The following is a 22813-nucleotide window of genomic DNA, read 5'->3' as shown; positions in this document are numbered from 1 at the left end:
GACCTTCATCCGCTTATCGCAAAGGAGTCCGCGTACGGGTCGCCGACCTGTCTCATCCATGCCTGCATCGCCTCGTCCAGGCGGCGGATATGCCGCTGCATCTCCGGTTCCTGCGCCAGATTGCGCATCTCCCCGGGATCTTCGAGCAGGTCGAAGAGCTGCACCATGTCCGCACCTTCGCCGGTAACGCCGGACTTCCGGTAGCGAATGAGCTTGTAGCGGCCGTCCTTCACCATCCGCTGCGTGTCCTTGTACAGGGCATAGACGGTGCTCCGTTCCGCGCCGGCATCGCCGCGCATCAGGTCCGCCATGCTGCGCCCTTCCACAGAGGCCGGAACCGGAATGCCGGCCAGCTCGCATAAGGTCGGAAAAATATCCATCTGATACACTTGCCCGCCGATCAGTCCCTTGGCCGGAACGCCAGGCCCGGCCACGAGCCATGGGATGCGGATGCTGTGCTCATACAGATTCTGCTTGCCCATCAAGCCATGCTGCCCGACGGCGAGCCCGTGGTCAGACGTATAGACGACGATCGTGTCGTCCATTCGCCCGGAGTCCTCCAGCGCCTGGATCAGCCGCCCCATCTGCGCATCCATATGGGTGATCATCGCGTAATAATCGGCGAGATGGCGCCGAACCTCTTCCTTCGTGCGCGGCCGGCCCGCGAGCCCCTCATCGCGGATATGCATCTCTCCGTTGTCAAAAGGATGCTCCGGCAAAAAATTGCCGGGCACGGCGACGCGGTCGCCCTTATACTGCGACGCATACGGCTCGGGCGCCGTCCGCGGATCATGAGGAGAGGTATAGGCAACATAGAGGAAAAACGGGTCCTCCCGGTCATATCTCCGGATGAACGCCTCCGCTTCATCCGTGAACAGCTCGGTCGAGAACGTGCTCTCGATGGTGCGCTGGAAGGAGGAATACGTTCCCGTCGGATCATAGGCATAGACAGGGACCTCGCGATGATGGCTCATTCCGCCGAAAAAAATGCGGTTGCCGCCGGCAAAGCTGCGGTTGAAGCTGGCGGTGTCATTATGCCACTTCCCGACCGCATACGCATAGTAACCATGCTGTTGGAACGTCTCGCCCAAGGTGCGCTTCTCCGGAGACAGCGTCATCTTCTCCACCGTGTCGCCCAGCTCCTGCTTCACCGTCGCCCCGAAAATCGAGGAACCGGTGTTCAGGCAGGCCCGGCATGGCGAGCATACCGCCCCGTCCATCCCGCCAATGATGTTCGTGCTCTGGAAGCTGACGCCGCGCTCGGCCAATCGGTCCAGCGTAGGAGTCATCACCTCGGGATTGCCATGCGCCCGAATCGACTCATACCGGTGGTCATCGGCGACGAGCATGATCACATTCGGCCGCCGCGCGGAATGCTTGTCCATCATTCATCCGCCCCTATCTGCTCATTATGTTCGATAGACGGGAGCCGTCAGCCTTTGACGGCCCCCGCCGTCATTCCTTGCATAATTTTCTTATAGAATGCGAGATAAGTCAAAATGACCGGCAAGACGACGATGACCATCGCCGCCATCATCTGCGGATAGTTCACGGTGAACTGTCCGTTGAAATTCGTGAGGCCGACCGGCAGCGTCCGCAGCTCCGGGCTCTTAATCAGCACGAGCGCGAACGGGAACTCGTTCCAGGCGCCCAGGAAATACAGAATGATGGCCGTCGAGATGACCGGAAGACACATCGGAAGCACGATCGTAAGCACGCGCCGCGTCGTGCTGCTTCCGTCAATCGCCGCCGCTTCCTCGACCTCGAGCGGGACCGATTTGATGAAGTTCTCGAACAGGAATATCCCCATCGACAGGTTGAAGGCGACATACGGCAGCACGAGCGTTATCCGCTGATCGAGCAGCCCCAGCGTCTTGAACTCGACGAATACCGGGATAAGCAGACCGTGAATCGGAATGAGCATCCCTGCCAGGAACATGAAGTAGACCAGATTGCGCCCCGGGAAATCGAAACGGGCCAAAATATAAGCGGCCAGGAAGCTCAGGACGACCGTAAAGATGACCGTCAACACCGTAACGAATACGCTGTTCACGAAATAGGTATCCATCTTCCCGATGCGGAATGCGTCAATATAGTTCTGGAAATTAAGCGACGTCGGCAATGAAATAATATTCAGATTGAATTCCTGCTGGGTTTTCAGCGAGGAATAGATCATCCAGATGACCGGGAATATGCAGGACAACGACATGATCCACAGGAACAGGTTGATCAGGAACCGCGGAATGAACCGCATCGTTTTAGTCATTGTTCTTCCCTCCAATCAGACGGCTCAACAGGATAAGGAAGACGCTGAGCACCATAATGCCGATGGAGATGGCACTGCCGTATCCAAGCTTGAACGCTTTGAACGACGTGTCATATGCGTATTGCGCCATGACCGTGGAGGAATTGCCCGGTCCGCCTCCCGTCATGACGAAGATGCTGTCGAACGCCTTCATGTTCCCCGCAATACAGAGCATCACGGCAATTTTCATCGTATCTTTCAGCAGGGGCAGCGTAATGTACATCGTCTTCTTGAAGCCGGTGGCTCCATCGATCTCCGCCATCTCGTACACTTCCCCGTTGATGCTTTGCATCGAAGCCATAAATATAATCAGGTAGAAACCGATATATTGCCACACAATCGGTGCTGTTACGGAGTACATGACGACGTTCGGATCGTCCAGCCAAGGCTTGATCCAGGATTCGAGCCCCAGCGAAGTCAGCAGCCAGTTCAGCAGTCCCGCGTCATTGTTGAAGATCATGGACCACAGGAACCCGATGACGACCGAGGACAGGACGACCGGGATAAAGATGACGGTCCGGTGGAATTCGCGCCACTTCACCCATTTGTTCATCAGGAATACCGCGATGACGAACGCGATCCCGATCTGGCCGACGACACTGAAGCCGACAATAATTAAGTTGTTGAGAAAAGCGCCCCAAAATTTCGCATCTTGAAGAAGCACCTCATAGTTCCGGAGCCCGATCCATTCCATCTTCGGTCCGCCCGACCATTTATAGAAGCTGTACCGCAAGGCGAGCACCAACGGAACAAGGACCATGAATGCGTACAGCAGCACGCTCGGCAGCAAATAAGCGAAAAATGTCCAGCGCTTGGGCCGAATCGCGGAGTTATTCATCACGGCTCTCTCCTCTCTTTTGCATATGCAGAACGGCAGACAAGACAGACTCCTCCCGAACATGGCGTTCAGGAGAAGGGTCCGTCCGTCTACTATCCAACTGTTGCATCGCTATCTGTGTATCTTGTTCGGATCTTTGTTATGTGCCAGCTTGTCTTCCAAGCCGGGATTACATTTCGTTTTCGTATTCCTTTTGCATCACTTCCGCCGCTTTTTCCGGCGTCAGTTGCCCGATGAGCATTTCCTGCATCGCGGAGTTCATCGCTTCCGTCAGACCTGGGGAGAGACGGGAATCGTAGATAGGAACATATTTCGTCGTTTCCAGCAGCTTCACCATTTTTTTGGTGAGCGGGGACAGATCAAGCTCGTTGATGTTATCCACCTTGCTGGACGGAATGTCGCCGTATTTCAGAATGACTTTGGCCGCTTCCTTGTCGGACAGGGTTTTCATCAGCTTGGCGATATCGTCGAGCTTCGACTCATCGATGTTCGCATTGATGGCATAAGCCCATCCGCCGCCGCCCGATACGCCGTTCTGGTCGCCCTTCGCGCCGTCGATAGCCGGGAAGACAGCCAATTCCGTCTTCTCCAGAATCTCTTGCGGGCCGCCGGTCTCCACCGCGTTGCTCGCCCAGGCGCCTTCGATGAACATCGCCGCCTTGCCGTTATAATAGAGCGTCTTCATCTGATTGTTATCGATTGAGTTCATGTCGTTGTTGAACGCGCCGCGCTTAGCCAGATCCTGGAACAACTCCAACGCTTGCACGAACTCTTTGTCGGTGAACTTGGCTCCTTTGTGGTTCGCGAGGCTCTCGAACCATTGCGTTCCGGTGAAGCGGTCGCCCAGCGTCGACATATAGCTCGAGTTCGCGAGCCATTTGCCTTTGTTGCCGAAGGCAATCGGCGTAATGTTCTGCGCTTTCAGGTTGTCGATCAGCTTCAGGAAGTCATCCCATGTTTTCGGGAATTCGGAGAAGCCGGCTTTGGCAACCAAATCTTTGTTGTAATAAATAACATGGGTCGGTCCGCCCGAAAATTGAATGCCGTATGTTTGTCCGTCGACTTGGTACGTATCCAGCGCGCCGTCTACGAAGCCGTTCTTCCAGTCCGGATCTTTATCCAGCAGATCGTCGACCGGTCTTACCAGTCCGTTCTCGACAAAGGTCGTGACCATCGAGCTCTTCATCAAGAATACGTCCGGCAGCTCGTTCGCAGCGGCCAGCGTCTTGATCTTCGTCTCGTAGTTGTCATGCGACTGAATCTCTTGATCGAGCTGAATGTCCGGATTCTCCGCCGTGAACTTGTCGAGCAGTTCCGCTTGATGGAGTCCTCCGCCTTCGGCGTTCTTGTCGAACATGTGCATGAACGTAATCGGATCGGACGGGCTTTTGTCCTTGCCCGTCTCTGCGGCCGGCTTGGACGAGCCGCAGCCGGCTACCGCTACCGCCAGACAGCTGATCAGCAGAATCGAGGTCCAACGTTTGATGCCTTTTTTCATTTTTGTACACCCCTTTAAGTTGTGCAATCATTATGTGTGCGACCGTTTACAATCTTAAGTATAGGTAATCGGACCCGGATCGTAAGTAGAGGATTATATCAAATTATCCGATTTTTTAACCTTCTTCCCGTTTCCTGCGGAACCGCGGCCGCGGATCGCGGCGGAAGACAAAAAAAGGCAAAGCCGGCGCCGCCGCCAGCCTTGCCTTATTTGTATTCTGCCCCATTAGCTGCATCCTTTCTCCTGCCGCTACAATTCATTGCGGTACTGCTTCGGAGTGATGCCGGTATATTTTTTGAAGATATGCGCGAAATATTTATAGTCATTATAACCTACCCGCTCGGCGACCTCATACACCTTGAGCCCGACATCCTTCAGCAGCTGCTTCGCCTTCTCGACCCGGAGCTTGTTCAGCCATTCCGAGAAATGCTCCCCGGTCTCTTCCTTGAAGACGCGGCTGAAATAGTTCGGGGTGACGTACACCTGGCCGGCCACGTCCTCCAGCTTCAGATCCTGGGCATAATGCTCCTGCATATATTGAATCGCCACCGCGACGATATTGCGGTAGCGCCCGGTCTTGTGGCGGGTAAGATGATCGACGAAGGAATCGAAGAGGCGGCCGACCCAGCTTCGCAGATCGAAGATCGTCTCGTACTTGTGAACCTCCTCGTACGGCCGCAGTAGCACCGGCTCCAGCTCGCTGCGCTGCACCCCCATCTGCTCCACATGATTCGTCGCCAGCACGATCAGCTTCACGCACAGCGAGCGGACATGCGGATAGGATGCGCCCGCTTCCGCGAACTGCCGGAACCAGGTGTCGAGCCGTTCCTGTATGCCGGCGGTGTCCAACGCCGTCAGACATTGAAGCAGCTCGGCTTCCTCCTTGGCCGAGACGAACACCGGTTCATCCTTGTCCGCGCGCTGCTCCGGCTGGAAAAGGATGACCTGCCCTTTGCCGCGGTACGCCTTGCCCGACAGGGCGCTAAGCGCCTCGTTCATGCTCTCGTTCACCTGATGAAGCGAAGGAACGACGCTTCCGACTCCGATGGTGACGGATACTTTGACGAAGCGGCGGATGCAGTCGCTCAGTTCCTCGCACACGGAGAGGATCCGGTGCCTGTTCATCCTGTTGACGTTGAGCAGAATCGCGATCGAGCTTTCATCCATTTGGCAGAGGGCGCTTGGATACCGTTCCATCAGCAACTCGTCCGCTACATTATATAGCGCGAACATCAGCAGTTCCTTCTCCCGGTCGGACGCCTGCCCCATCAAGAGCAAATAATCGTCAATGTCGACGACGGCGACGGCATATTCCGGGCCTTCGAGCGTAATCTGAAGCTGGCGCGCCCGGTCCAGCAGTTCCTCATCGAGCTTCGCCTCTCCCTGGAGGAGCCGAAACAGCCATTTGCTCTGGATAAACGGCAGGCTCTCCCGCAGCAGCATCCCCTTGTTCCGTTCGTCATCCGATCGGTCCCGCTCCTCATGAATCTGATCCCCCAGCTTGACCATCAGCTTCGTCAGCTCCTCGGCGCCGACCGGCTTGGTCAAATATTCGCTGACGCCGATTTTGAGCGCCTGCCGCGCATAGTCGAAATCATCATAGCCCGATACGATAATGATTTTGACATGCGGTTGCCGTTCGCGCAGCGCCGCGGCCAAAGCGAGTCCGTCCATGACCGGCATCCGGATATCCGTCATGACGATGTCGGGCTCCAGACGGCCGGACAGCTCCAAGGCCTCCTGCCCGTTCTTCGCTTCGCCGACGATCTCGATGCCTAGCTCTTCCCAATCGATTGAAGTTCGTATCCCTTTGCGGATAATCAGTTCATCGTCAACGATCAACACTTTGATCCTAACCCTGTTCATGCTGGCTTGCCCTCCCCGTAGCGCCAAGGCTGGATGATCTCGGCGATCGTTCCGCCTTCCTCCCTGTTCATGAAGGTTACCCCGTATTCCTGACCGTAATAGAGCTGGATGCGGTCGTTCACGTTCTTGATCGCGAACCCCCGGTTATTGCCGCCGCTCTCGCGCATCAGCCGTTCCATCTCCGCGATATCGACCCCGGTGCCGGTATCCTCGATGCGGAAGACGAGCCGCTCGTCCCGCCGGAAGATGCGCACCCGGATCGTTCCCGGCTCGCCCAGCTTCTCGATGCCGTGCACAATCGCATTCTCCACGAACGGCTGCAAAATAAGCTTCACCGTCATTCCGTTCAGTGTATCTTCTTCATCGACCTCCAGCGCGAAATCGATTAATTCTTCATAGCGCTTGCGTTGAATAATCATATAATTCGTTACGTGATTCACTTCATCCCGCACCGTGGTCAGCTCCTTGCCGCTGTTCAGGCTGAGGCGGAACAGCTTGGAGAGCGCCTCGACAAGCTGAGCCGTGTCATACGCCTTCTCCATGCGGCTCATCCAGTAGATCGTATCGAGCGTATTATAAAGAAAATGCGGGTTAATCTGCGCCTGGAACGCCTTGAGCTCCGCTTCCTTCTTGTTCAGCTCCGCCTCATAGACGAGCTTGATCATCTGATGCAGCCGCTCGTTCATGCGGTTGAAGCTGCGTCCGAGCTGCGTGATCTCGTCGTTGCTCCCGATTTCGACCCGCCCCTGGAACTGGCCCCGCTCGACCTTCAGCATCAGGCTGCGAAGCTGCCGAATCGGGCGGATAATGCGGCGGGAGAACAGAAGCGCCGTAATGACGCACAGGACGAAGGAGATCACCATCGCCAACAGCATCAACTGCGGGATCGCGCTATTCTCCTGGAGCACTTCATTGAGCGGCACCGCATGGACGATCTGCCAGCCCGATTTTCCCATGCCGGCGTAGGTTACCAGATAGCGTTGGCCGTCCATCGCGACCGTATAGTATCCGTGTCCTCCCCGGGCCTGATTATCGTAATCCAGCGACTCCGAGAGCCGGGAGTAGACATTCGCGTCCCCGGTCGACGCGAGGACGAGTCCCTCTTCATTGAGCAAATAATAATTGTCCAGCGTGCCGATGCGCTGCTGCTTCATCAGCTCGCGCACATACGGCAGATCGATATTGATCTGAACCATGCCCAGACGGCGGCCGACATTATTCACATCGCGGATGTCGCGGATGAAGGACAGCGTCTCATGCCCGCCCCGTCTCTGCACGAACCAGAGCGGCTTCCCCCGCAGCCGCTTCACCTCGTCAAGCATCAGCCCATCCAAGCCGACGGCTTCGGGCGAAGTGGAGAAGGTCATGCCGTTCTCTCCTCGCAAATATATGGAATGAATGAAATCTTTCATATTGATAAGATGCAGGAAAAAGCGCTCCATGACCGCCTGCTCCTTCGCAATATTGTCCCGCGACCGGGTTCCGCTAAGCAGGAAGCGCCGCACCTCATCCGATTGAATCAGGAAAAGCGATGTATCATGCACATAGTCCGTCATGAACTGGATATTCAACCCGACCTGGGTCACGGCATTCAGATCCGATGCCGATACTTTTTGCTCGACGATCTCGGACGATTTCCAATAGGAGAACAGACCGATGAGCAGGATGGGAATACAGACGAGCAAGACGGTAAATCGCAATATTTTCGACTGCAGACTGACAAAGGGCCTTGTTCGCCCCATATGCATCGTCTCCTTTTCCAGGCTTGCGCGCGAGGCCGCCCCCTTCCTCTGCAGCCCGGCATACGTATCAACGGTTCCCATTATACAAAAAGGTTGACAACTTTGCCTAGAAAGCGTCATCTTGAACTTAACGCTGAACTGACAAAGGAGATCGTATCGATGCCGAATGTGTGGACGCATTTGCTGTTCGGCCAGGAGGCGCTCGCCGCGGCGGGCCTTGGCCGTTCCATTGAAGAGGACCGGAGCCGGCGGCTGTTCAATCTCGGCTGCCAGGGCCCTGATTTTTTGTTCTACCATCAATTTTTCCCGTGGCAGCCCGCAAGCGTCATGAACGAGTTGGGAAGCGCGATGCACAATGACCGCTGCGGCCCGTTCCTTGCCGATCTGATCCGCGCGGCCAGCCCGGACCTCATAGCCGGGGAGGACAGCCGCATATACGCGCTCGGTTTCCTGCTTCATCATGTATTGGATCGGAATATGCACCCGTACGTATTCTCCCGTTCCGGGTTCCGGAAATGGGATCATCAGCGCTTCGAAGTGTTGATGGATACACATGTGCTGCGGGAAAAGAGGGGCATCCCCTCGTGGAAAATCCCGGTATGGAAGGAGATTCAGATCGGCAGTACCTTACCCGCTGATGTCATTCGCCATCTGTCCGAGCTGTCGCGGACCTATTATCCGAAGCTGGCCGCAAACGTCGCTCCAACTTCCTGGAACGATGCGTACCGGGCGATGATTCGCGCGCAGAAGCTGTTCCATGATCCGACCGGGATGAAGCGCCGTCTCGCCGGCAAGCATCTCGATCCGTTCGTCTACCGCAAGGTGACGCCGCCTTACGACGTGATGAATCTTGCCCGCCGGCCATGGCTTGACCCGACGGGAAGCGGCGAGCGCTATGCGACGACGGTATGGGAGATGTGGGATGCCTCCCGGACGGATGCGGCCGCCGCGTTGGAGGCCGTCAAGAAATATTGGCACGCCCGCATGACGGATGGCGCCGACAGCGCCGGCGCGCGGCAGGCCGATGCCGCGTTGACGGCAGCCATCGGCAACCGCTCCTATGAGACCGGACTGCCGCTGGATCGGAACCGGGCCATTATCGCCGAGGATCCGATATGGGATGACGACGCCCCCAGATAAGGAGCGGCCCCATACATATTTGTCCGCATGTTCTCTCACACTAGCCTTGATAGGAGCTGAGGAACATGAAGAAGGAACAAGAACATCAATCGGCCGCTTTTCATACATTGACCGCCGAAGCGGCCATGCAGCGGCTTGGCTCGCGCCGGGAAGGCCTGACCGGGGAGGAGGCGGAGCAGCGGCGGGAGCAATACGGTCGCAATCTGCTTCAAGAGGCCGCCGGCCCGTCCGTGCTGGCGAAGCTGCTGGCCCAATTCAAGGACGTCATGATTCTCATCCTGCTGGCGGCGGCCATCGTCTCCGGCCTGTTGGGCGAATGGACCGACTCTATCATCATTCTCGTTGTCGTCATCCTGAACGCCGTGCTTGGCGTCATTCAGGAGCATAAGGCGGAGCAGGCGTTGAGCGCGCTGAAGCAGATGTCCACTCCCCATGCCCGCGTCATGCGCGGGGGGCAGGCGCTCGATATTAAGGCCGAGGAACTTGTCCCCGGCGACATCGTCCTGCTGGAGGCGGGCAATGTCGTGCCTGCGGATATGCGAATTATCGAATCCGCCTCGCTGAAGATTGAAGAGGCGGCATTGACCGGAGAGTCGGTCCCGGTCGAAAAAGGGTCGGATCCGCTGGACGAAGCCGATCTCGTGATCGGGGATCGCATCAATATGGCGTATATGACGAGCCATGTCTCCTACGGCCGCGGCCTCGGTGTCGTGACGGCCACCGGCAGCGCCACCGAGGTCGGTTCGATCGCGGGATATCTGTCGCAGGAAGAGGACGAGGTTACGCCGCTTCAGCGCAAGCTGAACGAGCTGGGCAAAACATTCACCATCATTATCGTGGCCGTCGCGCTCGTGATGTTCACCGTCGGTCTTATCGAAGGCAGAGAGCTGTTCGACATGCTGCTTACCTCCATCTCGCTTGCGGTCGCGGCCATTCCGGAAGGCTTGCCTGCCATCGTCACGATTATTTTGGCGCTTGGCGTGCAGACGATGGCCCGGCGCAAAGCGATTATCCGCAAGCTGCCGGCGGTTGAGACGCTCGGCAGCACGGATATTATCTGCTCGGACAAGACGGGAACCTTGACGCAGAACCGGATGACCGTCAAGGAGATCTACGCCGAGAACACCCTCCGCCCATCCGGAGATGGTTGGATCCGGACTCCCGCGGCCGAACGGCTCATGCAAGTGATGGTGCTGTGCAATGATGCCCGGCTGGCGGAAGGCGGCGGGCAGACGGCCGGGGCGATCGGCGATCCGACCGAGACGGCGCTTATCGACTATGCGCTGTTGAACGGCATCGACAAACGCGAGGCCGAACGGCGCCTCCCGCGCATCGCCGAGCTGCCGTTCGATTCGGACCGCAAGCGGATGACGACCGTTCATCAGCTTCCGGCGGAAGAGAACGGGGAGGGCGGGAGCCGATGCCGCATTATGACGAAGGGCGCGCCTGACGTGCTGACGGCCCGGTGCACCCATATTCTCCGGGACGGCCGCGTCGAGCCGATGACAGAGGAGCACCACCGGAACATCGCCGCCGCCAATAAAGCGATGGCCGACAAGGCGCTGCGCGTGCTGGCCCTCGCCTACCGGGATGCGGAGCGGGTACCGGACAGCCTGACGATAGATGCGCTCGAGAACGATCTCGTCTTCGCCGGCCTTGTGGGCATGATCGATCCGCCGCGCGAAGAGGTGAAGGAAGCGGTGGGCGTCTGCAAGCTGGCCGGCATTCGCCCGGTGATGATTACGGGCGATCACGGGGACACGGCCGCCGCGATCGCGAAGGAGCTCGGCATCATCGACAAGGAAGGCGCCGTGCTGACCGGAGCGGAGCTGAGCCGCCTCGATGACGCAGAATTCGAGGCCAAGGTGGAGCAATATTCCGTCTATGCGCGCGTGTCGCCCGAGCATAAGGTGCGAATCGTGAAGGCGTGGAAGAAGAAGGGCAAAATCGTAGCCATGACGGGGGACGGGGTAAATGACGCTCCGGCCTTGAAGGCGGCCGATATCGGCGTCGGAATGGGCATTACCGGCACCGATGTGGCGAAGGGCGCTTCCGATATGGTGCTCGCGGACGACAACTTCTCGACGATCGTTCTCGCCGTCGAGGAAGGGCGGAAGGTCTACAGCAACATCCGCAAGACGATTCAATATTTGCTGTCTGCCAATCTCGGCGAAGTCGTGACCCTGTTCGTGGCGACGATGCTGAACTGGAAAATTCTCTTTCCGATCCATATTTTATGGGTCAATCTCGTCACCGACACGCTGCCCGCGCTGGCGCTCGGCTTCGAACGGGCCGAGGAGGACCTGATGAAGCAGGCCCCGCGCCAAGCCTCGGCCAGCATCTTTGCCGGCGGAATCGGCGTCAGCCTCGTCTATCAGGGGCTGCTCGAAGCCATACTGACGCTGCTCACCTATTACTGGGGGCATACGCATTATTCCGAGGATGTCGCCATTACGATGGCCTTTGCTACGCTGGGCTTGATCCAGCTTACGCATGCGTTCAATGTCCGTTCCGCCAAGCAGTCGCTGTTCCAAATCGGATGGTTCACGAACCGGAAATTGAATTTCGCCGTGATTGTGTCCGGGCTGCTTATCGTGCTGGTCATCGCGCTTCCGTTCCTGCGCGATCTGTTCAGTGTCGTAGCGTTGACCGGCGAGCAGTGGCTTATCGTCGTCGCCGCATCGCTGTCCATGATTCCGATCGTGGAGATCGTGAAGCTGTTCTCCCGAAGACGGAGAGACACAACGGACCAGGCGTAATCCTGCCGCCGGTTCCCGGTGTCCGAACCGGCCGCATCACACCGTCAGGCCGGCAGGGCGTCGCGGCCTGCCTTCAGGAACGCCGCCAAGGGCGTCTGCCGCCATCGCGGCATGACGCCCTTCTCTTTTGTCCTCGCCAGGTATTCCTTACCGTGACGGCCACCCGGCCCGCTCCGGCTCAATTCGCCGGAACGCCGGCGGAATTGACGGGGCCGCCCGTGAACAGGCTCTCTTCCTGTTCCGCCTCTCTGCGTCCTTTCTCGATATCGACAAAGACGAGGAGCAGAATGCCGATGACGAAGAAGGCGAGAATCGATAGGATCGCCAAGCGAGTGGAGCCGGTCAGCAGGCCGACCATCCCGAATACGGCCGGACCGATGGAGGCCGATACCTTGCTGGACAGGCTCAAGAAGCCGAAGAACTCGGACGCCCGGCTGCGCGGCACCATCTGGCTGAAGACGGAGCGGGCTACAGCCTGGCTTCCCCCTTGCACCATGCCGACGAGGAAGGCCAATATATAAAAATGGAGCGCCGACGTCATAAAGTAGCCGAGGAACACAATCACGATATACGTGCTGAGCGATATATAGAGCGAACGCTTCGAGCCGAGACGTCTGGCGAACTTCGCGAACAGGAATGTGAACGGAATGCCTACGAATTGCGTAATGAGCAGGGCAATAATAAGATGGCTCGTCTCGATGCCGATCTCGGCGCCGTAGATGGCCGACATGGCGATAATCGTCGAGATCCCGTCATTGAAGAACCAGAAGGACAAAATATATTTCAACAGCTCCGGATAATGCTTTACCCGCTTCAAGGTGTAGAAAATACGGCCAAACCCATGCTTCGTGTAGTAAATTGCCGAGCGCCGTTCGATTCGAGCCGGGTCGCGCAGCGTGCGGAACAGCGGCAGCGAGAACAGAAGCCACCATACGCCTACCGTGAGGAACACCGCCTGGGTCGCCGCGACCTTGCTGGCGAAGCCGAACGTCTCCCACATTTCCAGCATCGCGATATTGACGGCCAACAGGGCTCCGCCGCCGATATAACCGTACATGTAGCCTTTGGCGGAAATCTCGTCCCTCGCTTCGGGCGGAGCGATATCCGGAAGGAGCGAGTCATAGAATGTATTGCCGCCGGAAAAACCGAGGGTGGCGAAGACGAACAGCACCGATACATACAGCCAGTCTCCTTCACCCGCGAACGCCATCAACATGCAGGCCAAGGCTCCCATCCAGGCAAATACGCGGAGGAACGCCATCTTCCGCTGCGACAGATCGGCCATCGCGCCCAGTATCGGCGAGAGCACCGCGACGAGAATCATGCCCGCCGTCTGCGTGAAGGCCCAATAGCTGGTCGCCTGATGTCCGGGCAGATTCGAGGCGGCGACGGTCTGGTAAAAAATCGGCAGCACCGCCGCCAGCATCGTGGTCGCAAAAGCGGAATTCGCCCAGTCGTACATCATCCAACTGCGAACTTCTTTCGTACGCATTGCGTGTCCCCCTAGTTTTCAACTTGTCTTATCCGCATTCCGCTCCGATGAGAGCGTCTTCATTTATTGTGAGGCATCGCAGGCTGACGGGTCAACCGTTTAAAATATTAAGTTTTCGCAACGAACCGGCGCTTGACCCGGCAAGACTCGCTTTTTTTTGCACGGCTGGTTGTATTCCCTGCTCCCGCATTGCCTATATAGATGAAGGCATGCGCACATATAAGCCAAGGAAATGGAATTGGGCGCAGCCTATCAATGACAGGGAGTTGATCAAGGATGAAAAACGTTCTGTATGTGCCGCTCGACGACCGGCCCGTAAATTTGGATGATGTGGTTGCGCAGGGGCGTTCGGCGGGTCTCAACGTCATCACCCCTAGCCTCGGCGATATTCGGAACCGGCTCGACTCGGAAAAAACAGCAGCGGGCGGCATCCTGGAAAGCACGTCGAGGCGTATACGGAGTCGCGGAGCCTCATGCAGCAGTCCCGGAGAAGCTTTACCGCGTTTGACGATATTTTGCATGGGTATGACTTGTCCCCTGACGGGTCTTACGGAAACACCGTCCATTTCGACAAGGAGCAGTATTACAATGCGCGGCGGCATAAATTCAAAACGAACTATTATATTTTGGATCAGCTTGCCCGGCCGGGGTATATCGATTTTCTGGCGATCGGCGTTGACGATGCGTATACGCAGGGCGTCCAGCTCAACGAGATCCGATTCGCCGAAGAGCGCATCAACGCCTGGCTCGGCGGCGGAGCCAGCGGCCAAAATCCCGACCGTGCCATTATTCTTCCGGATGCGGACGGACTGGGGCATGCGCTTATGGCCCGGATGGCGAACCAATTGCACCGCGGCGGGGTCAAGCCAAGCTATGCGGTGCACTATTACGGGCCCGACGGCTCCGCCGTCACGAATCCCTACGAGTATATGAATGTGGATGACAATATCCGCCGCCACGTCGATATCATCGGCGGCCGGCTTGTCCCTTGTTCCCCTGACATCGAGATCATTGCCATTACCGCGCCGGAGCAGGTATCGGCCGCCGTAAGCCGGATAGAGGCGAATGCGTTGAAGCGCGTTCCCACGGTCGCCATTGATTTCGTCGGGCGAGGCCCCGCCAACGCGGAAGTGACCGAAGCGCTCCTGGACAGCCGGCACACGGGATGTCTGCTCGGATACAGCGCATGGAACACTCCGGGGAATAAGATCGGGATTGCGCTGGGCATGGGGCAAGCGCGATATGCCTTCCTCGTTACAGAGAGACGCCCGGCTGCCCTGGACCGGGCCGTTCATGCGCATGGTTCGCTGCTGTTCAAGCGTTTCTTGAAAGACTATTATTATAAAGCAATCGCAATCGGCGAAGTTCGCACGTATTCGAGAGACCGATGCATGTATTCCAACATCGCGGCGATGGCCGACCAAAACATGCTCCTTTTCAACACGGCGGCCGATTACGCCTTCCTTCTGGCGATGCTCCGTACGCGCATGCAGACGCATACCGCCACCCTTGCCGGCAAACCTGCATTTTTGACGGGCTGCCCGGGGGCTGCGCATAATATTCGTCAAATTCGCGGATCATCCTGGTCGTTGGCAGCCTATGCCCATGTGTCGCTGGACTGCGACAACCCGGATTTCATTTGGGGGCGTGCGTTCGAAATCACCTTGCAGCCTGCCGCAGCCTTGCATTGAGCCTAGCGCAGCAGCCCGTTCCATGAACTGGAACGGGCTTTTTTTGGCTCCTGCCGTCACAGCCTGTTCAACAGGGATGGCGCTAGGCTCGGAGCGCCATCCGGCCAAAATTTTCCGGCAGAATCATATTGCGCGTTATGGGGAAAAATTCGGACATACCTTCTTGCGCCAGCATGGAAACAGGAGCAAATATTGCTCCGGCCCGCCGCTTCCTCTATAATCTAAAATATATAATGACAAAACAAATTTATTGCTCTGTTATTATTGATAAATATTTTTATAATTACGGCAATTATGATTCATCTCATTGCACGGGAAAGGAGAGCTTCAATGAATTTGAGCCAATTGGAAACGCTCATCACGATTTCCAAGACAATGAGTTTCCGCAAAGCCGGCGAATTGCTGAACCTGACTCAGCCCGCCGTATCCGCGCAAATCAAAAGCTTGGAAGATGAGTTCAAAACCATTCTCATTGATCGCAATCAGCCGGTTACGCTGACGGACAGCGGCCGATTGTTTCTTGAACATGCCGAACGCATACTCCAAATCGTCGATGATTTGAAGCAGAAGCTGACCGACTTGCAGCAGATTCCGCAGGGACATATCGTGCTCGGAACGACGACATCGATTGCCATTCAAATTCTCCCGCGGGTGCTTTCCTATTTCCAGGATCAGTTCCCGCTCATCAAGACCACCATCTTGTCCATGTCCTCCACCCAAATCATGAGCCAAATCGAAAACGGCACCGTGGATATCGGAATCGGGTATTTGAATGAGCAGAATCCGAATCTTGTCTCATCCGTTCTCTACTACGACACGTTCGAACTTGTGGTCAATCCGAACCATCCGCTTGCGAGGCATAAGCACGGCACGATGGATCTGCTGCGGGATATCCCTCTCATTATGCTGTCCACCGACACGCTCGGCCGCCGGTTCGCGGATGAGACATTCCGCCGTCACGGCATTCAGCCTCATATTGTCATGGAATTGAACAGCAGCGAGGAAGTGAAGCGGATGGTGGAGCTCAATCTCGGCGCGGCCATCATTTCGAAGCTGTCCGTGAGCAATGAGCTGAAGCGGGGAACGCTTCAGATTGTACATATCCATGAGCTGGAGATCGCCCACCCGGTCGGCGTCATGTACCGTACGGGCCGATACTTGAATTCCGCGATGCAGCAGTTCCTGAATGACCTGAAAGGCATGCCGGAAACGCAATTCATCGGGGCAGAATAGGAGGAAGAGAAGATGAAATTCGACTTGCATACCCATCATTTCCGCTGCGGGCATGCGGACGGAAACATCCGCGATTATATCGAAGCGGGGATCGCGAACGGGCTGGATGTGATCGGCATTTCCGATCATACCCCGTACTTCGGCAGAGAAGAAGATCAGGCCTTTCCCAATATCGCGATGGCCAAGAGCGACTTCGAGAATTACGTGAACGAAGTGCTGGAGCTGAAGCGGGAATATGAAGGACGGATCGACGTGCTGCTCGGCATCGAGTCCGACTATTTCCCTCCGCATGCCGAGACCTACCGGCGGATGCTCGACCGGTATCCGTTCGATTATATTATCGGATCCGTTCATTATACGAACGGGATCAGCATTTTCAACAAAAACCGGTGGAAGAAGCTGTCCGAGGAAGAGCGCGTCGCCCAGAAGATTACGTATTATGAACTCATCCGCGATTCGGCCCGCACCGGCATGTTCCAGATTCTCGGACACATCGATGCGATGAAAGGCAATTATCCGGAATTCTCGGATATCGTTGCCGCCGAGGCGATCGATGAGACGCTGTCCGTCATCGCCGATTGCGGCGTGGCGATCGAGATCAATACGTCCGGCAAGACGAAGCTGAGCGGCGGCTGGTATCCGTCCGACGATATTCTGGAACGGGCCCTATACTACGGCGTCGATGTCACGTTCGGCTCCGATGCCCACGTGCCATCCCGCGTCGGCGACGAATGGGAGCAGGTTCGCAAGCGGCTCCGCGAGCTCGGCTTCACGTCCTGGGTCTACTACAAGCAGAAAAAGAGACATGAAGTGCCGCTCGCGTAGAGCGGCTTTTTGCTCCTTCGTGCCGAATCTAGCAGCCAATAGGCAAAAAAAAGAGGACCTGAACATTCAGGTCCGACTCAAGGGATATATATTCATCAAAAGGGGGTCTTGTTATCAATATACCCTCTCAACATTAACCTCCGTTAACAGAAATATTACCGTTGTGTAACAAATGATGAAAATTTGATGATCGAACCGCTTTTCGCGCTCATCGGCGGCACGATATCAAGCCCTCTCACTCTTCGCTCCAGCGAAATTCATGGGCCCAATCGAACGAGACCGATTCCTCCAGGCTTTGCGGCCAGTGAGCGCACCAAGCCGGCACATGCGGGTTTTCCACCCTGTCGAGGCTTGGAGTATAAGGCTTCAGATCAAGGAGCGGGCTGCCTTCATGCGCGTCAAGATACGCAAGCTGAATGATCCCGTTCTCCTCGTCAATCGCCAGGATTCGAGCGGTCGACAGGCCGATTGGATTCGGTCTGTACGGGGAGCGGGTCGCAAAGATTCCAAGCGTGTCAGGCCCTTTTTTATAGGGCTTTTCCGTGTCCAGCGTATTTCTGGCGCTTGCGTTGTCGCAGCCGTCGAACCACCACAGCACTTGAAGATGGCTGAATCCATCCAGTTCCTTTAACGCCGGGATATAATTCGGTTCTGTTTCGATAAACATTCCCTCACGGCCGATACGGATTTTTCCAACCGGATTCAACGTCAATGGCTTCATAGCATGTCCTCCTCGTTTTATGATGCCATTTTACGTTATGCCCTCACATCGTGTGAGAGTCAACCCTGAAATATCGCCTGCGGGAGAAGAAAAATTATTTCGTTTTGCGCATGACAGGCGTTTGAACTTCGGTGAGGTAATTTGCGGGATTCGGTTCGTTGAACGGGACTTTGTGGCAGATTTGCCGGGTCAATCCCGCCATTTCGTACTGCTGGCGCTGTTCCAGCCAATGCGCGAAGGAATGATACGCTCGCCCGATGTTGCCGAACGGGCCATATACCATGACGCAAGCCATCATATCGATCGCTTCGGTCTCCCTGTATTGAAATCCGTCTTTCCCTTCGCCCAGTTGATTGACGATCAAGCCTACTTCCACATCGACATCGGCATTCTTATGATCCGGGTCATGAAAAATGGCGATATTGCCTGTTCCTTTGGGTATGTCGATCCGTTCTTCCTCAATAAACGCAAATAGCTCCTTCCACAACTCGCCCTCCCGATAATGGTTGAGAATGACTCTTCGCAGGGACAAGATTTTGAAGCTCGGCACTCTCTTTAGCGTTACATTATAATGAACCGCCAGGTTTTCTTCACGGATATCCTTCATCGCGGCGTCGATGTGGGCGATGCGCTCCAATTCCAGCCGGATTGCGGCTTGAATCTGTTTCTTTTTATTTTCTAACAGCCCGAGAATAAGGGTATCGTCCCAGTTGGCGAGGGCGAACGCGATTTCACCCACACTGAACTCCATATCCCGCAACAGGATAATTTGCTGCACCACCGGGATTTGTTCGATGGAATAGCCGATAGCCTGTAAGCTTGTCAACCCGGGCCGGCTTCAACAGGCCGACTTCATCGTAATATCGCAGCATTCGGATGGACACTTGTGTTAATTTTGAAAATTCTCCGATTCGGAACATAGTTATCACCGCTATACAGCATAACATGCTCTGGAAAATGCGTCCATATCCTCGGCCGGGGCACGGCAAACAGGACAGGCCGTTCCGGGCTGTCCTCATCGTCCGATTCAGGCTCTCGTATGGCTGGTGCTGCCGCCGGTTCCGCGGTCTAGACTTCTCCGCTCTGAAGCCCCCGGTACACGCCGGTGCGCAGCTCCCGCACGTACGGCTGGAGGCCTGGAATATCCGCCTCCTGTGCGGCCCGGACGGCCCGTTCGATATCATAGGGCACCCGGTGAAAATGAATCGAAAATTCGCTTGTCGTCACTTGGCCCAAGCTGCCTTGCAGCATAATATAGGACGCCTGGGTTATGTCGAGCGGATTGCCTACGCTGCCGCAGTTGACCAGCGTGCGGCCATGAAGATGCTGCAAATAAGCATTATGAATATCCCCGTATATGACCACATCCGGTGATTGGCACGGATGAAGGGGCTCGTTAAGGGAGGAGGTGAACTCGAACATGCCGAGTCTTCTCTCCTCCGCATCCCACGGCTGTACCCGATGATAGACGCTCTGCGGAGATGCGTGGACGAGACGGATATGCCGCCCGCTCATGATGAAGTCGTGAGAGAACGGCAGCGCGGCCAGCATGCTCCGGCGCTTCTCCCCCAGCCGTTCGGCATGCCAGCGGAATTGAATGTCCTCGTCCATCTTCAGGACCAGTTCATCCCAATTGCCGCGCACGATGACATCGCAATGGTCCCATATGAGATCGACAACCTCCGCCGGATTCGGACCCTTCCCGACGACATCGCCCAGACAGTAGATCCGGTCGGCGCCCTGGCGCTCCACATCCTGCAGCACCGCTTCCAATGCCTGCAAATTCCCATGTATATCTGAAATGATGGCGATGGATTGCATAATGTTATTGTCTCCTCTCTAGACTATGAATGTCGGTGTCTTGTTCTGTGTTATGCGCGGGCGATCCGAGTTATGATACCCTTTCTCGCGTCAAAGTAAGCAGCCCCCATTCCGGAGGAGAGAACAAGCGAATCGGCAGCAGCGACGTCCCGACGCCGCGGCTTGTATATATAACGAGCCGGGAGGAGGCAAGCGTTCCATCGTCGCGCTGCAGCCGCAATGAGAAAAACAACACGAAATCTCATTCATTTATGTACTTTTATTATGAATCAGTCAGAAGTTCAATGCAAACCGCAATAAAATATGTTGTAATGAGGTCATGAAGCATTGCGATTGGGAAGAGGAGGCGTCATCGATGACAAATCCGGCTCTGCTGGAAACGCAAAAAACGTATTACCGCGAAGGGCGCACCCGTGACGTGAAAGAACGGCGCGCCGCCCTTATCCGCCTCGCCGACCGCGTGCGCGGGATGGAACAGGACATCACCGCCGCGCTTCGGCAGGATTTGGGAAAGAGCGCGTCCGAAGCGTATATGACCGAAATCGGCATCGTTCTGGAGGAAGCGCGGCTGGCTGCGCGGCGTGTCGGCCGCTGGGCGAAGCCGCGCCGCGCCAAGACGGCGCTTACCCATCTGGGAAGCCGGGGCATGATCGTCCCTGAGCCGTACGGCAGCGCGCTCATCATCGCGCCCTGGAATTATCCGTTCCAGTTGGCTCTCGCCCCGCTTATCGGCGCTGTGGCCGCCGGCAATACGGCGGTGCTGAAGCCGTCGGAGCTGACGCCGCACACCGGCGCGGTGCTGGAACGGCTCGTCCGGGACACGTTCGATCCGGGACATGTCGCCGTCGTCCAAGGGGACGCCGAGACGGCCCGGGAGCTGTTGACATGGCCGTTCGATTATATTTTCTTCACCGGGAGCGTCCCGGTGGGCAAGCTTGTCATGGAGGCGGCGGCCTCCCGTCTGATCCCGGTCACGCTCGAGCTTGGCGGGAAGAGTCCCTGCATCGTCCATCATGACGCCGATATGAAGCTCGCGGCCAGACGGATAGCCTTCGGCAAATGGACGAATGCCGGGCAGACCTGCGTCGCGCCGGATTACGTCTATGTCCATCAATCCCGCCGCGATGAGCTCATCAGCGAGCTGGAAGAGGCGGTTCGCCAATTCTTCGGGCCGCGGCCGCTCGACAGCGAAGAGTATGCCTCCATCGTCAGCGAACGGCACTGGGAGCGGCTGCACGGCTTCCTGGACAACGGCCGCATCGCCTTCGGCGGCGAATCCGACCGGAAGCGGCTGCGCATGGCCCCGACCGTCATGACGGAGGCGGACTGGTCGTCGCCGGTCATGCAGGAGGAAATATTCGGGCCGATCCTGCCCGTTCTCACCTACGAGGCGTACGAGGAAGCCGAGCAAGCGATCCTCGATCGGCCGAAGCCGCTCGCGCTCTATCTGTTCACGGCCGATCGAGCCTTGCAACAGCACGTCGTGCAGCAGTTGTCTTTCGGCGGCGGGTGCATCAATGATACGCTCATGCACCTGGCTACGCCGTATCTCCCGTTCGGCGGGGTCGGCGACAGCGGAATCGGCAGCTATCACGGCGTTCACAGCTTCAACACGTTCAGCCATCGGAAGAGCGTCCTTTATCAGACGACCGCTTTTGACTTCTCCTTCCGCTATCCGAGTGCCGCCCGGAGGCTGGATATCATCAAGCGGCTGTTCCGCTGATCGGACAGCCGCGGCAGCGCTTGCCCCCCTTGCCCTACCCGATGCCGATACGGCGGACTCGGCCGGGAGGGCAGAGGGCTGACCTTCATCTCCGGACAGGCTGGCCCGCAGCCGTCAGCATACCTCGGTCGTATGACACCGCCCCCGGTGAAGCCGCCAATGCTCATACCGCTCGTACAGCCATTCATCCTCAAGTAAGCGCTGACAAAATGTCCGAATGCTTCGCGTCCAGACTTCCCCGCGCTCCGGCGGCATCGCTGCCGGACCGAGGCCGAATTGCTCCTCCATGTATCGCTCCAGTTGCGCCGCCATGCCATCCGGCTCCGGACGCTTTGCGTACAGCAGCGTAATATGCAGGGACAGGCTGTCGTACTCGTCAGATGGCGCGCCCAGTGCCAGCAGTCCGATGGGATCCCACTGATCGACCGCTTCCTTAATGTACGGGAAGAACATCCGTAAGCACGCTGTAGCGCCGCTTTCGCAGTTCGCATATGATTCACGCAATGTAGTCCCCTCCTGTTACCTGTCTGTTAGACTCAAGTTGATGCAGAGGTGATGCTTATATTTACCATTACTATAAAGGAAATTGCTGCCTTCGGAAATATGAAATTCACAAATTCGTCAAATTTATCCCTGCAGCCGATAGCATCTTGCGCCGCGCATCCTGCAATTCCCGGGCATACTGCAGTCGCCGGGACAATACTCCAGTTGCCGGCCCAATACTGCAATTGCCAAGCTCCAATACTCCAGTTGCCAGCCCAATACTGTAAAAATGCAGCTTTCCCGGTGAAGCTCTATTTTGAAAAAGAGATTCCTGCAAAAAGGCATCATTTTTCACTAGCGTTGCATCAATCTTTTTACGAAAATTTTCACCCTATAATTCTCTATATTTGTAACTTATTGAACTATATTCGTGGACAAAAATAAAGAAATCTCCTATTGTTGAGTTACCCTCAGCGTTATCCATAAAACGCCTCAACAAAGGAGATTCCTATGGATAACGTACCGAATCAAAACGTCATTTGTCAATGCCTAAAGTGGTTACATGTGAATTCCACTAGAGATGAGTCATTGGATTACCGAGCCCAAAAGTTGTTTGTCGGCGCTTCGACACTCTTGTTTGTAGAGGCACAGCTCCAGCAACGAGACTCATACAAAG

The 22813-nt window shown here is 56.4% G+C and carries 19 protein-coding genes; 6 read left to right on the top strand and 13 right to left on the bottom strand.

Translation table 11 applies throughout. The features are described 5' to 3' along the window. Positions 1 to 5: 5 nt before the first annotated feature. The 6 genes from ABD76_RS20045 to ABD76_RS20020 form a co-directional block, all read right to left on the bottom strand. A complete protein-coding gene (locus ABD76_RS20045; protein ID WP_242069672.1) occupies positions 6 to 1388 on the bottom strand; it encodes a sulfatase family protein in 1383 nt (460 codons plus the stop codon). Between the two features lie 44 nt (positions 1389 to 1432). Next, on the bottom strand, positions 1433 to 2266 hold the full coding sequence (locus tag ABD76_RS20040; protein WP_197258913.1) for a carbohydrate ABC transporter permease: 834 nt from the start codon (positions 2264 to 2266) through the stop codon (positions 1433 to 1435). Next, positions 2259 to 3143 carry a carbohydrate ABC transporter permease gene (locus ABD76_RS20035; RefSeq protein WP_119795197.1) on the bottom strand — a complete coding sequence of 295 codons (885 nt, stop codon included), beginning with the start codon at positions 3141 to 3143 and terminating at the stop codon, positions 2259 to 2261. The genes ABD76_RS20040 and ABD76_RS20035 overlap by 8 nt, the downstream gene beginning before the upstream one ends. A gap of 169 nt (positions 3144 to 3312) precedes the next feature. Next, the gene (locus tag ABD76_RS20030; protein ID WP_197258912.1) at positions 3313 to 4641 is read right to left on the bottom strand and encodes an extracellular solute-binding protein; all 1329 of its coding nucleotides are present in this window, start codon (positions 4639 to 4641) and stop codon (positions 3313 to 3315) included. Positions 4642 to 4890: 249 nt separating this feature from the next. Then, complete coding sequence (locus ABD76_RS20025; RefSeq protein WP_197258911.1) at positions 4891 to 6507, bottom strand: response regulator transcription factor; 1617 nt, start codon at positions 6505 to 6507, stop codon at positions 4891 to 4893. Beyond that, positions 6504 to 8249 carry a sensor histidine kinase gene (locus ABD76_RS20020; RefSeq protein WP_242069671.1) on the bottom strand — a complete coding sequence of 582 codons (1746 nt, stop codon included), beginning with the start codon at positions 8247 to 8249 and terminating at the stop codon, positions 6504 to 6506. Before ABD76_RS20020 ends, ABD76_RS20025 begins: the two co-directional genes overlap by 4 nt. A 159-nt stretch (positions 8250 to 8408) precedes the next feature. Here ABD76_RS20020 and ABD76_RS20015 point away from each other — a divergent pair, with 159 nt between their 5' ends. Then, positions 8409 to 9389 (top strand): zinc dependent phospholipase C family protein, encoded by a 981-nt coding sequence (locus ABD76_RS20015; protein ID WP_197258909.1) that lies wholly within the window; start codon positions 8409 to 8411, stop codon positions 9387 to 9389. A gap of 65 nt (positions 9390 to 9454) precedes the next feature. Further along, positions 9455 to 12148: a calcium-translocating P-type ATPase, SERCA-type gene (locus ABD76_RS20010; RefSeq protein ID WP_197258908.1), complete on the top strand. Its 2694-nt coding sequence runs from the start codon at positions 9455 to 9457 to the stop codon at positions 12146 to 12148. A 178-nt stretch (positions 12149 to 12326) separates the two neighbouring features. Here the strand turns inward: ABD76_RS20010 and ABD76_RS20005 are convergent, their stop codons facing one another. Beyond that, positions 12327 to 13640 (bottom strand): MFS transporter, encoded by a 1314-nt coding sequence (locus tag ABD76_RS20005; RefSeq protein WP_197258907.1) that lies wholly within the window; start codon positions 13638 to 13640, stop codon positions 12327 to 12329. A gap of 473 nt (positions 13641 to 14113) precedes the next feature. Between ABD76_RS20005 and ABD76_RS20000 the strand changes: the two genes are divergently transcribed. From ABD76_RS20000 to ABD76_RS19990, 3 genes are all read left to right on the top strand, one after another. Continuing rightward, positions 14114 to 15331 carry a DUF4127 family protein gene (locus tag ABD76_RS20000; protein WP_242069670.1) on the top strand — a complete coding sequence of 406 codons (1218 nt, stop codon included), beginning with the start codon at positions 14114 to 14116 and terminating at the stop codon, positions 15329 to 15331. 330 nt (positions 15332 to 15661) lie between these two features. Then, entirely contained in the window at positions 15662 to 16564 is a 903-nt protein-coding gene (locus tag ABD76_RS19995) for a LysR family transcriptional regulator (protein ID WP_197258906.1), read from the top strand. Between the two features lie 12 nt (positions 16565 to 16576). Continuing rightward, positions 16577 to 17389 (top strand): histidinol-phosphatase, encoded by an 813-nt coding sequence (locus tag ABD76_RS19990; RefSeq protein WP_197258905.1) that lies wholly within the window; start codon positions 16577 to 16579, stop codon positions 17387 to 17389. 235 nt (positions 17390 to 17624) lie between these two features. Here ABD76_RS19990 and ABD76_RS19985 read toward each other — a convergent pair whose 3' ends face one another. From ABD76_RS19985 to ABD76_RS19965, 5 genes are all read right to left on the bottom strand, one after another. After that, positions 17625 to 18110: an SAM-dependent methyltransferase gene (locus tag ABD76_RS19985; protein WP_197258904.1), complete on the bottom strand. Its 486-nt coding sequence runs from the start codon at positions 18108 to 18110 to the stop codon at positions 17625 to 17627. Positions 18111 to 18204: 94 nt separating this feature from the next. After that, complete coding sequence (locus tag ABD76_RS19980) at positions 18205 to 18936, bottom strand: MerR family transcriptional regulator (RefSeq protein ID WP_242069669.1); 732 nt, start codon at positions 18934 to 18936, stop codon at positions 18205 to 18207. Further along, complete coding sequence (locus ABD76_RS30485) at positions 18842 to 19057, bottom strand: MerR family DNA-binding transcriptional regulator (RefSeq protein WP_338125159.1); 216 nt, start codon at positions 19055 to 19057, stop codon at positions 18842 to 18844. Before ABD76_RS30485 ends, ABD76_RS19980 begins: the two co-directional genes overlap by 95 nt. Positions 19058 to 19178: 121 nt before the next feature. Then, complete coding sequence (locus tag ABD76_RS19970; RefSeq protein WP_197258901.1) at positions 19179 to 19931, bottom strand: metallophosphoesterase family protein; 753 nt, start codon at positions 19929 to 19931, stop codon at positions 19179 to 19181. A gap of 70 nt (positions 19932 to 20001) precedes the next feature. Beyond that, positions 20002 to 20163: a hypothetical protein gene (locus ABD76_RS19965; RefSeq protein ID WP_197258900.1), complete on the bottom strand. Its 162-nt coding sequence runs from the start codon at positions 20161 to 20163 to the stop codon at positions 20002 to 20004. Between the two features lie 123 nt (positions 20164 to 20286). Between ABD76_RS19965 and ABD76_RS19960 the strand changes: the two genes are divergently transcribed. Continuing rightward, entirely contained in the window at positions 20287 to 21654 is a 1368-nt protein-coding gene (locus ABD76_RS19960; protein ID WP_197258899.1) for an aldehyde dehydrogenase, read from the top strand. A 114-nt stretch (positions 21655 to 21768) separates the two neighbouring features. Here the strand turns inward: ABD76_RS19960 and ABD76_RS19955 are convergent, their stop codons facing one another. Further along, a complete protein-coding gene (locus ABD76_RS19955; RefSeq protein ID WP_197258898.1) occupies positions 21769 to 22158 on the bottom strand; it encodes a hypothetical protein in 390 nt (129 codons plus the stop codon). Between the last annotated feature and the right edge of the window lie 655 nt (positions 22159 to 22813).

Origin of the sequence: Paenibacillus dendritiformis (genome assembly GCF_015845845.1) — a bacterium.
GTDB classification, from domain to species: domain Bacteria; phylum Bacillota; class Bacilli; order Paenibacillales; family Paenibacillaceae; genus Paenibacillus_B; species Paenibacillus_B dendritiformis_C.
This window is presented reverse-complemented; position numbering and strand designations above follow the sequence as displayed.

What these genes read in the sequence shown, in the direction of transcription:
- ABD76_RS20045 (WP_242069672.1), bottom strand. Translation starts at nt 1,388, where the DNA reads ATGATGGACAAGCATTCCGCGCGGCGGCCGAATGTGATCATGCTCGTC.
- ABD76_RS20040 (WP_197258913.1), bottom strand. Translation starts at nt 2,266, where the DNA reads ATGACTAAAACGATGCGGTTCATTCCGCGGTTCCTGATCAACCTGTTC.
- ABD76_RS20035 (WP_119795197.1), bottom strand. Translation starts at nt 3,143, where the DNA reads ATGAATAACTCCGCGATTCGGCCCAAGCGCTGGACATTTTTCGCTTAT.
- ABD76_RS20030 (WP_197258912.1), bottom strand. Translation starts at nt 4,641, where the DNA reads ATGAAAAAAGGCATCAAACGTTGGACCTCGATTCTGCTGATCAGCTGT.
- ABD76_RS20025 (WP_197258911.1), bottom strand. Translation starts at nt 6,507, where the DNA reads ATGAACAGGGTTAGGATCAAAGTGTTGATCGTTGACGATGAACTGATT.
- ABD76_RS20020 (WP_242069671.1), bottom strand. Translation starts at nt 8,249, where the DNA reads ATGGGGCGAACAAGGCCCTTTGTCAGTCTGCAGTCGAAAATATTGCGA.
- ABD76_RS20015 (WP_197258909.1), top strand. Translation starts at nt 8,409, where the DNA reads ATGCCGAATGTGTGGACGCATTTGCTGTTCGGCCAGGAGGCGCTCGCC.
- ABD76_RS20010 (WP_197258908.1), top strand. Translation starts at nt 9,455, where the DNA reads ATGAAGAAGGAACAAGAACATCAATCGGCCGCTTTTCATACATTGACC.
- ABD76_RS20005 (WP_197258907.1), bottom strand. Translation starts at nt 13,640, where the DNA reads ATGCGTACGAAAGAAGTTCGCAGTTGGATGATGTACGACTGGGCGAAT.
- ABD76_RS20000 (WP_242069670.1), top strand. Translation starts at nt 14,114, where the DNA reads ATGCAGCAGTCCCGGAGAAGCTTTACCGCGTTTGACGATATTTTGCAT.
- ABD76_RS19995 (WP_197258906.1), top strand. Translation starts at nt 15,662, where the DNA reads ATGAATTTGAGCCAATTGGAAACGCTCATCACGATTTCCAAGACAATG.
- ABD76_RS19990 (WP_197258905.1), top strand. Translation starts at nt 16,577, where the DNA reads ATGAAATTCGACTTGCATACCCATCATTTCCGCTGCGGGCATGCGGAC.
- ABD76_RS19985 (WP_197258904.1), bottom strand. Translation starts at nt 18,110, where the DNA reads ATGAAGCCATTGACGTTGAATCCGGTTGGAAAAATCCGTATCGGCCGT.
- ABD76_RS30485 (WP_338125159.1), bottom strand. Translation starts at nt 19,057, where the DNA reads ATGTTATGCTGTATAGCGGTGATAACTATGTTCCGAATCGGAGAATTT.
- ABD76_RS19970 (WP_197258901.1), bottom strand. Translation starts at nt 19,931, where the DNA reads ATGCAATCCATCGCCATCATTTCAGATATACATGGGAATTTGCAGGCA.
- ABD76_RS19960 (WP_197258899.1), top strand. Translation starts at nt 20,287, where the DNA reads ATGACAAATCCGGCTCTGCTGGAAACGCAAAAAACGTATTACCGCGAA.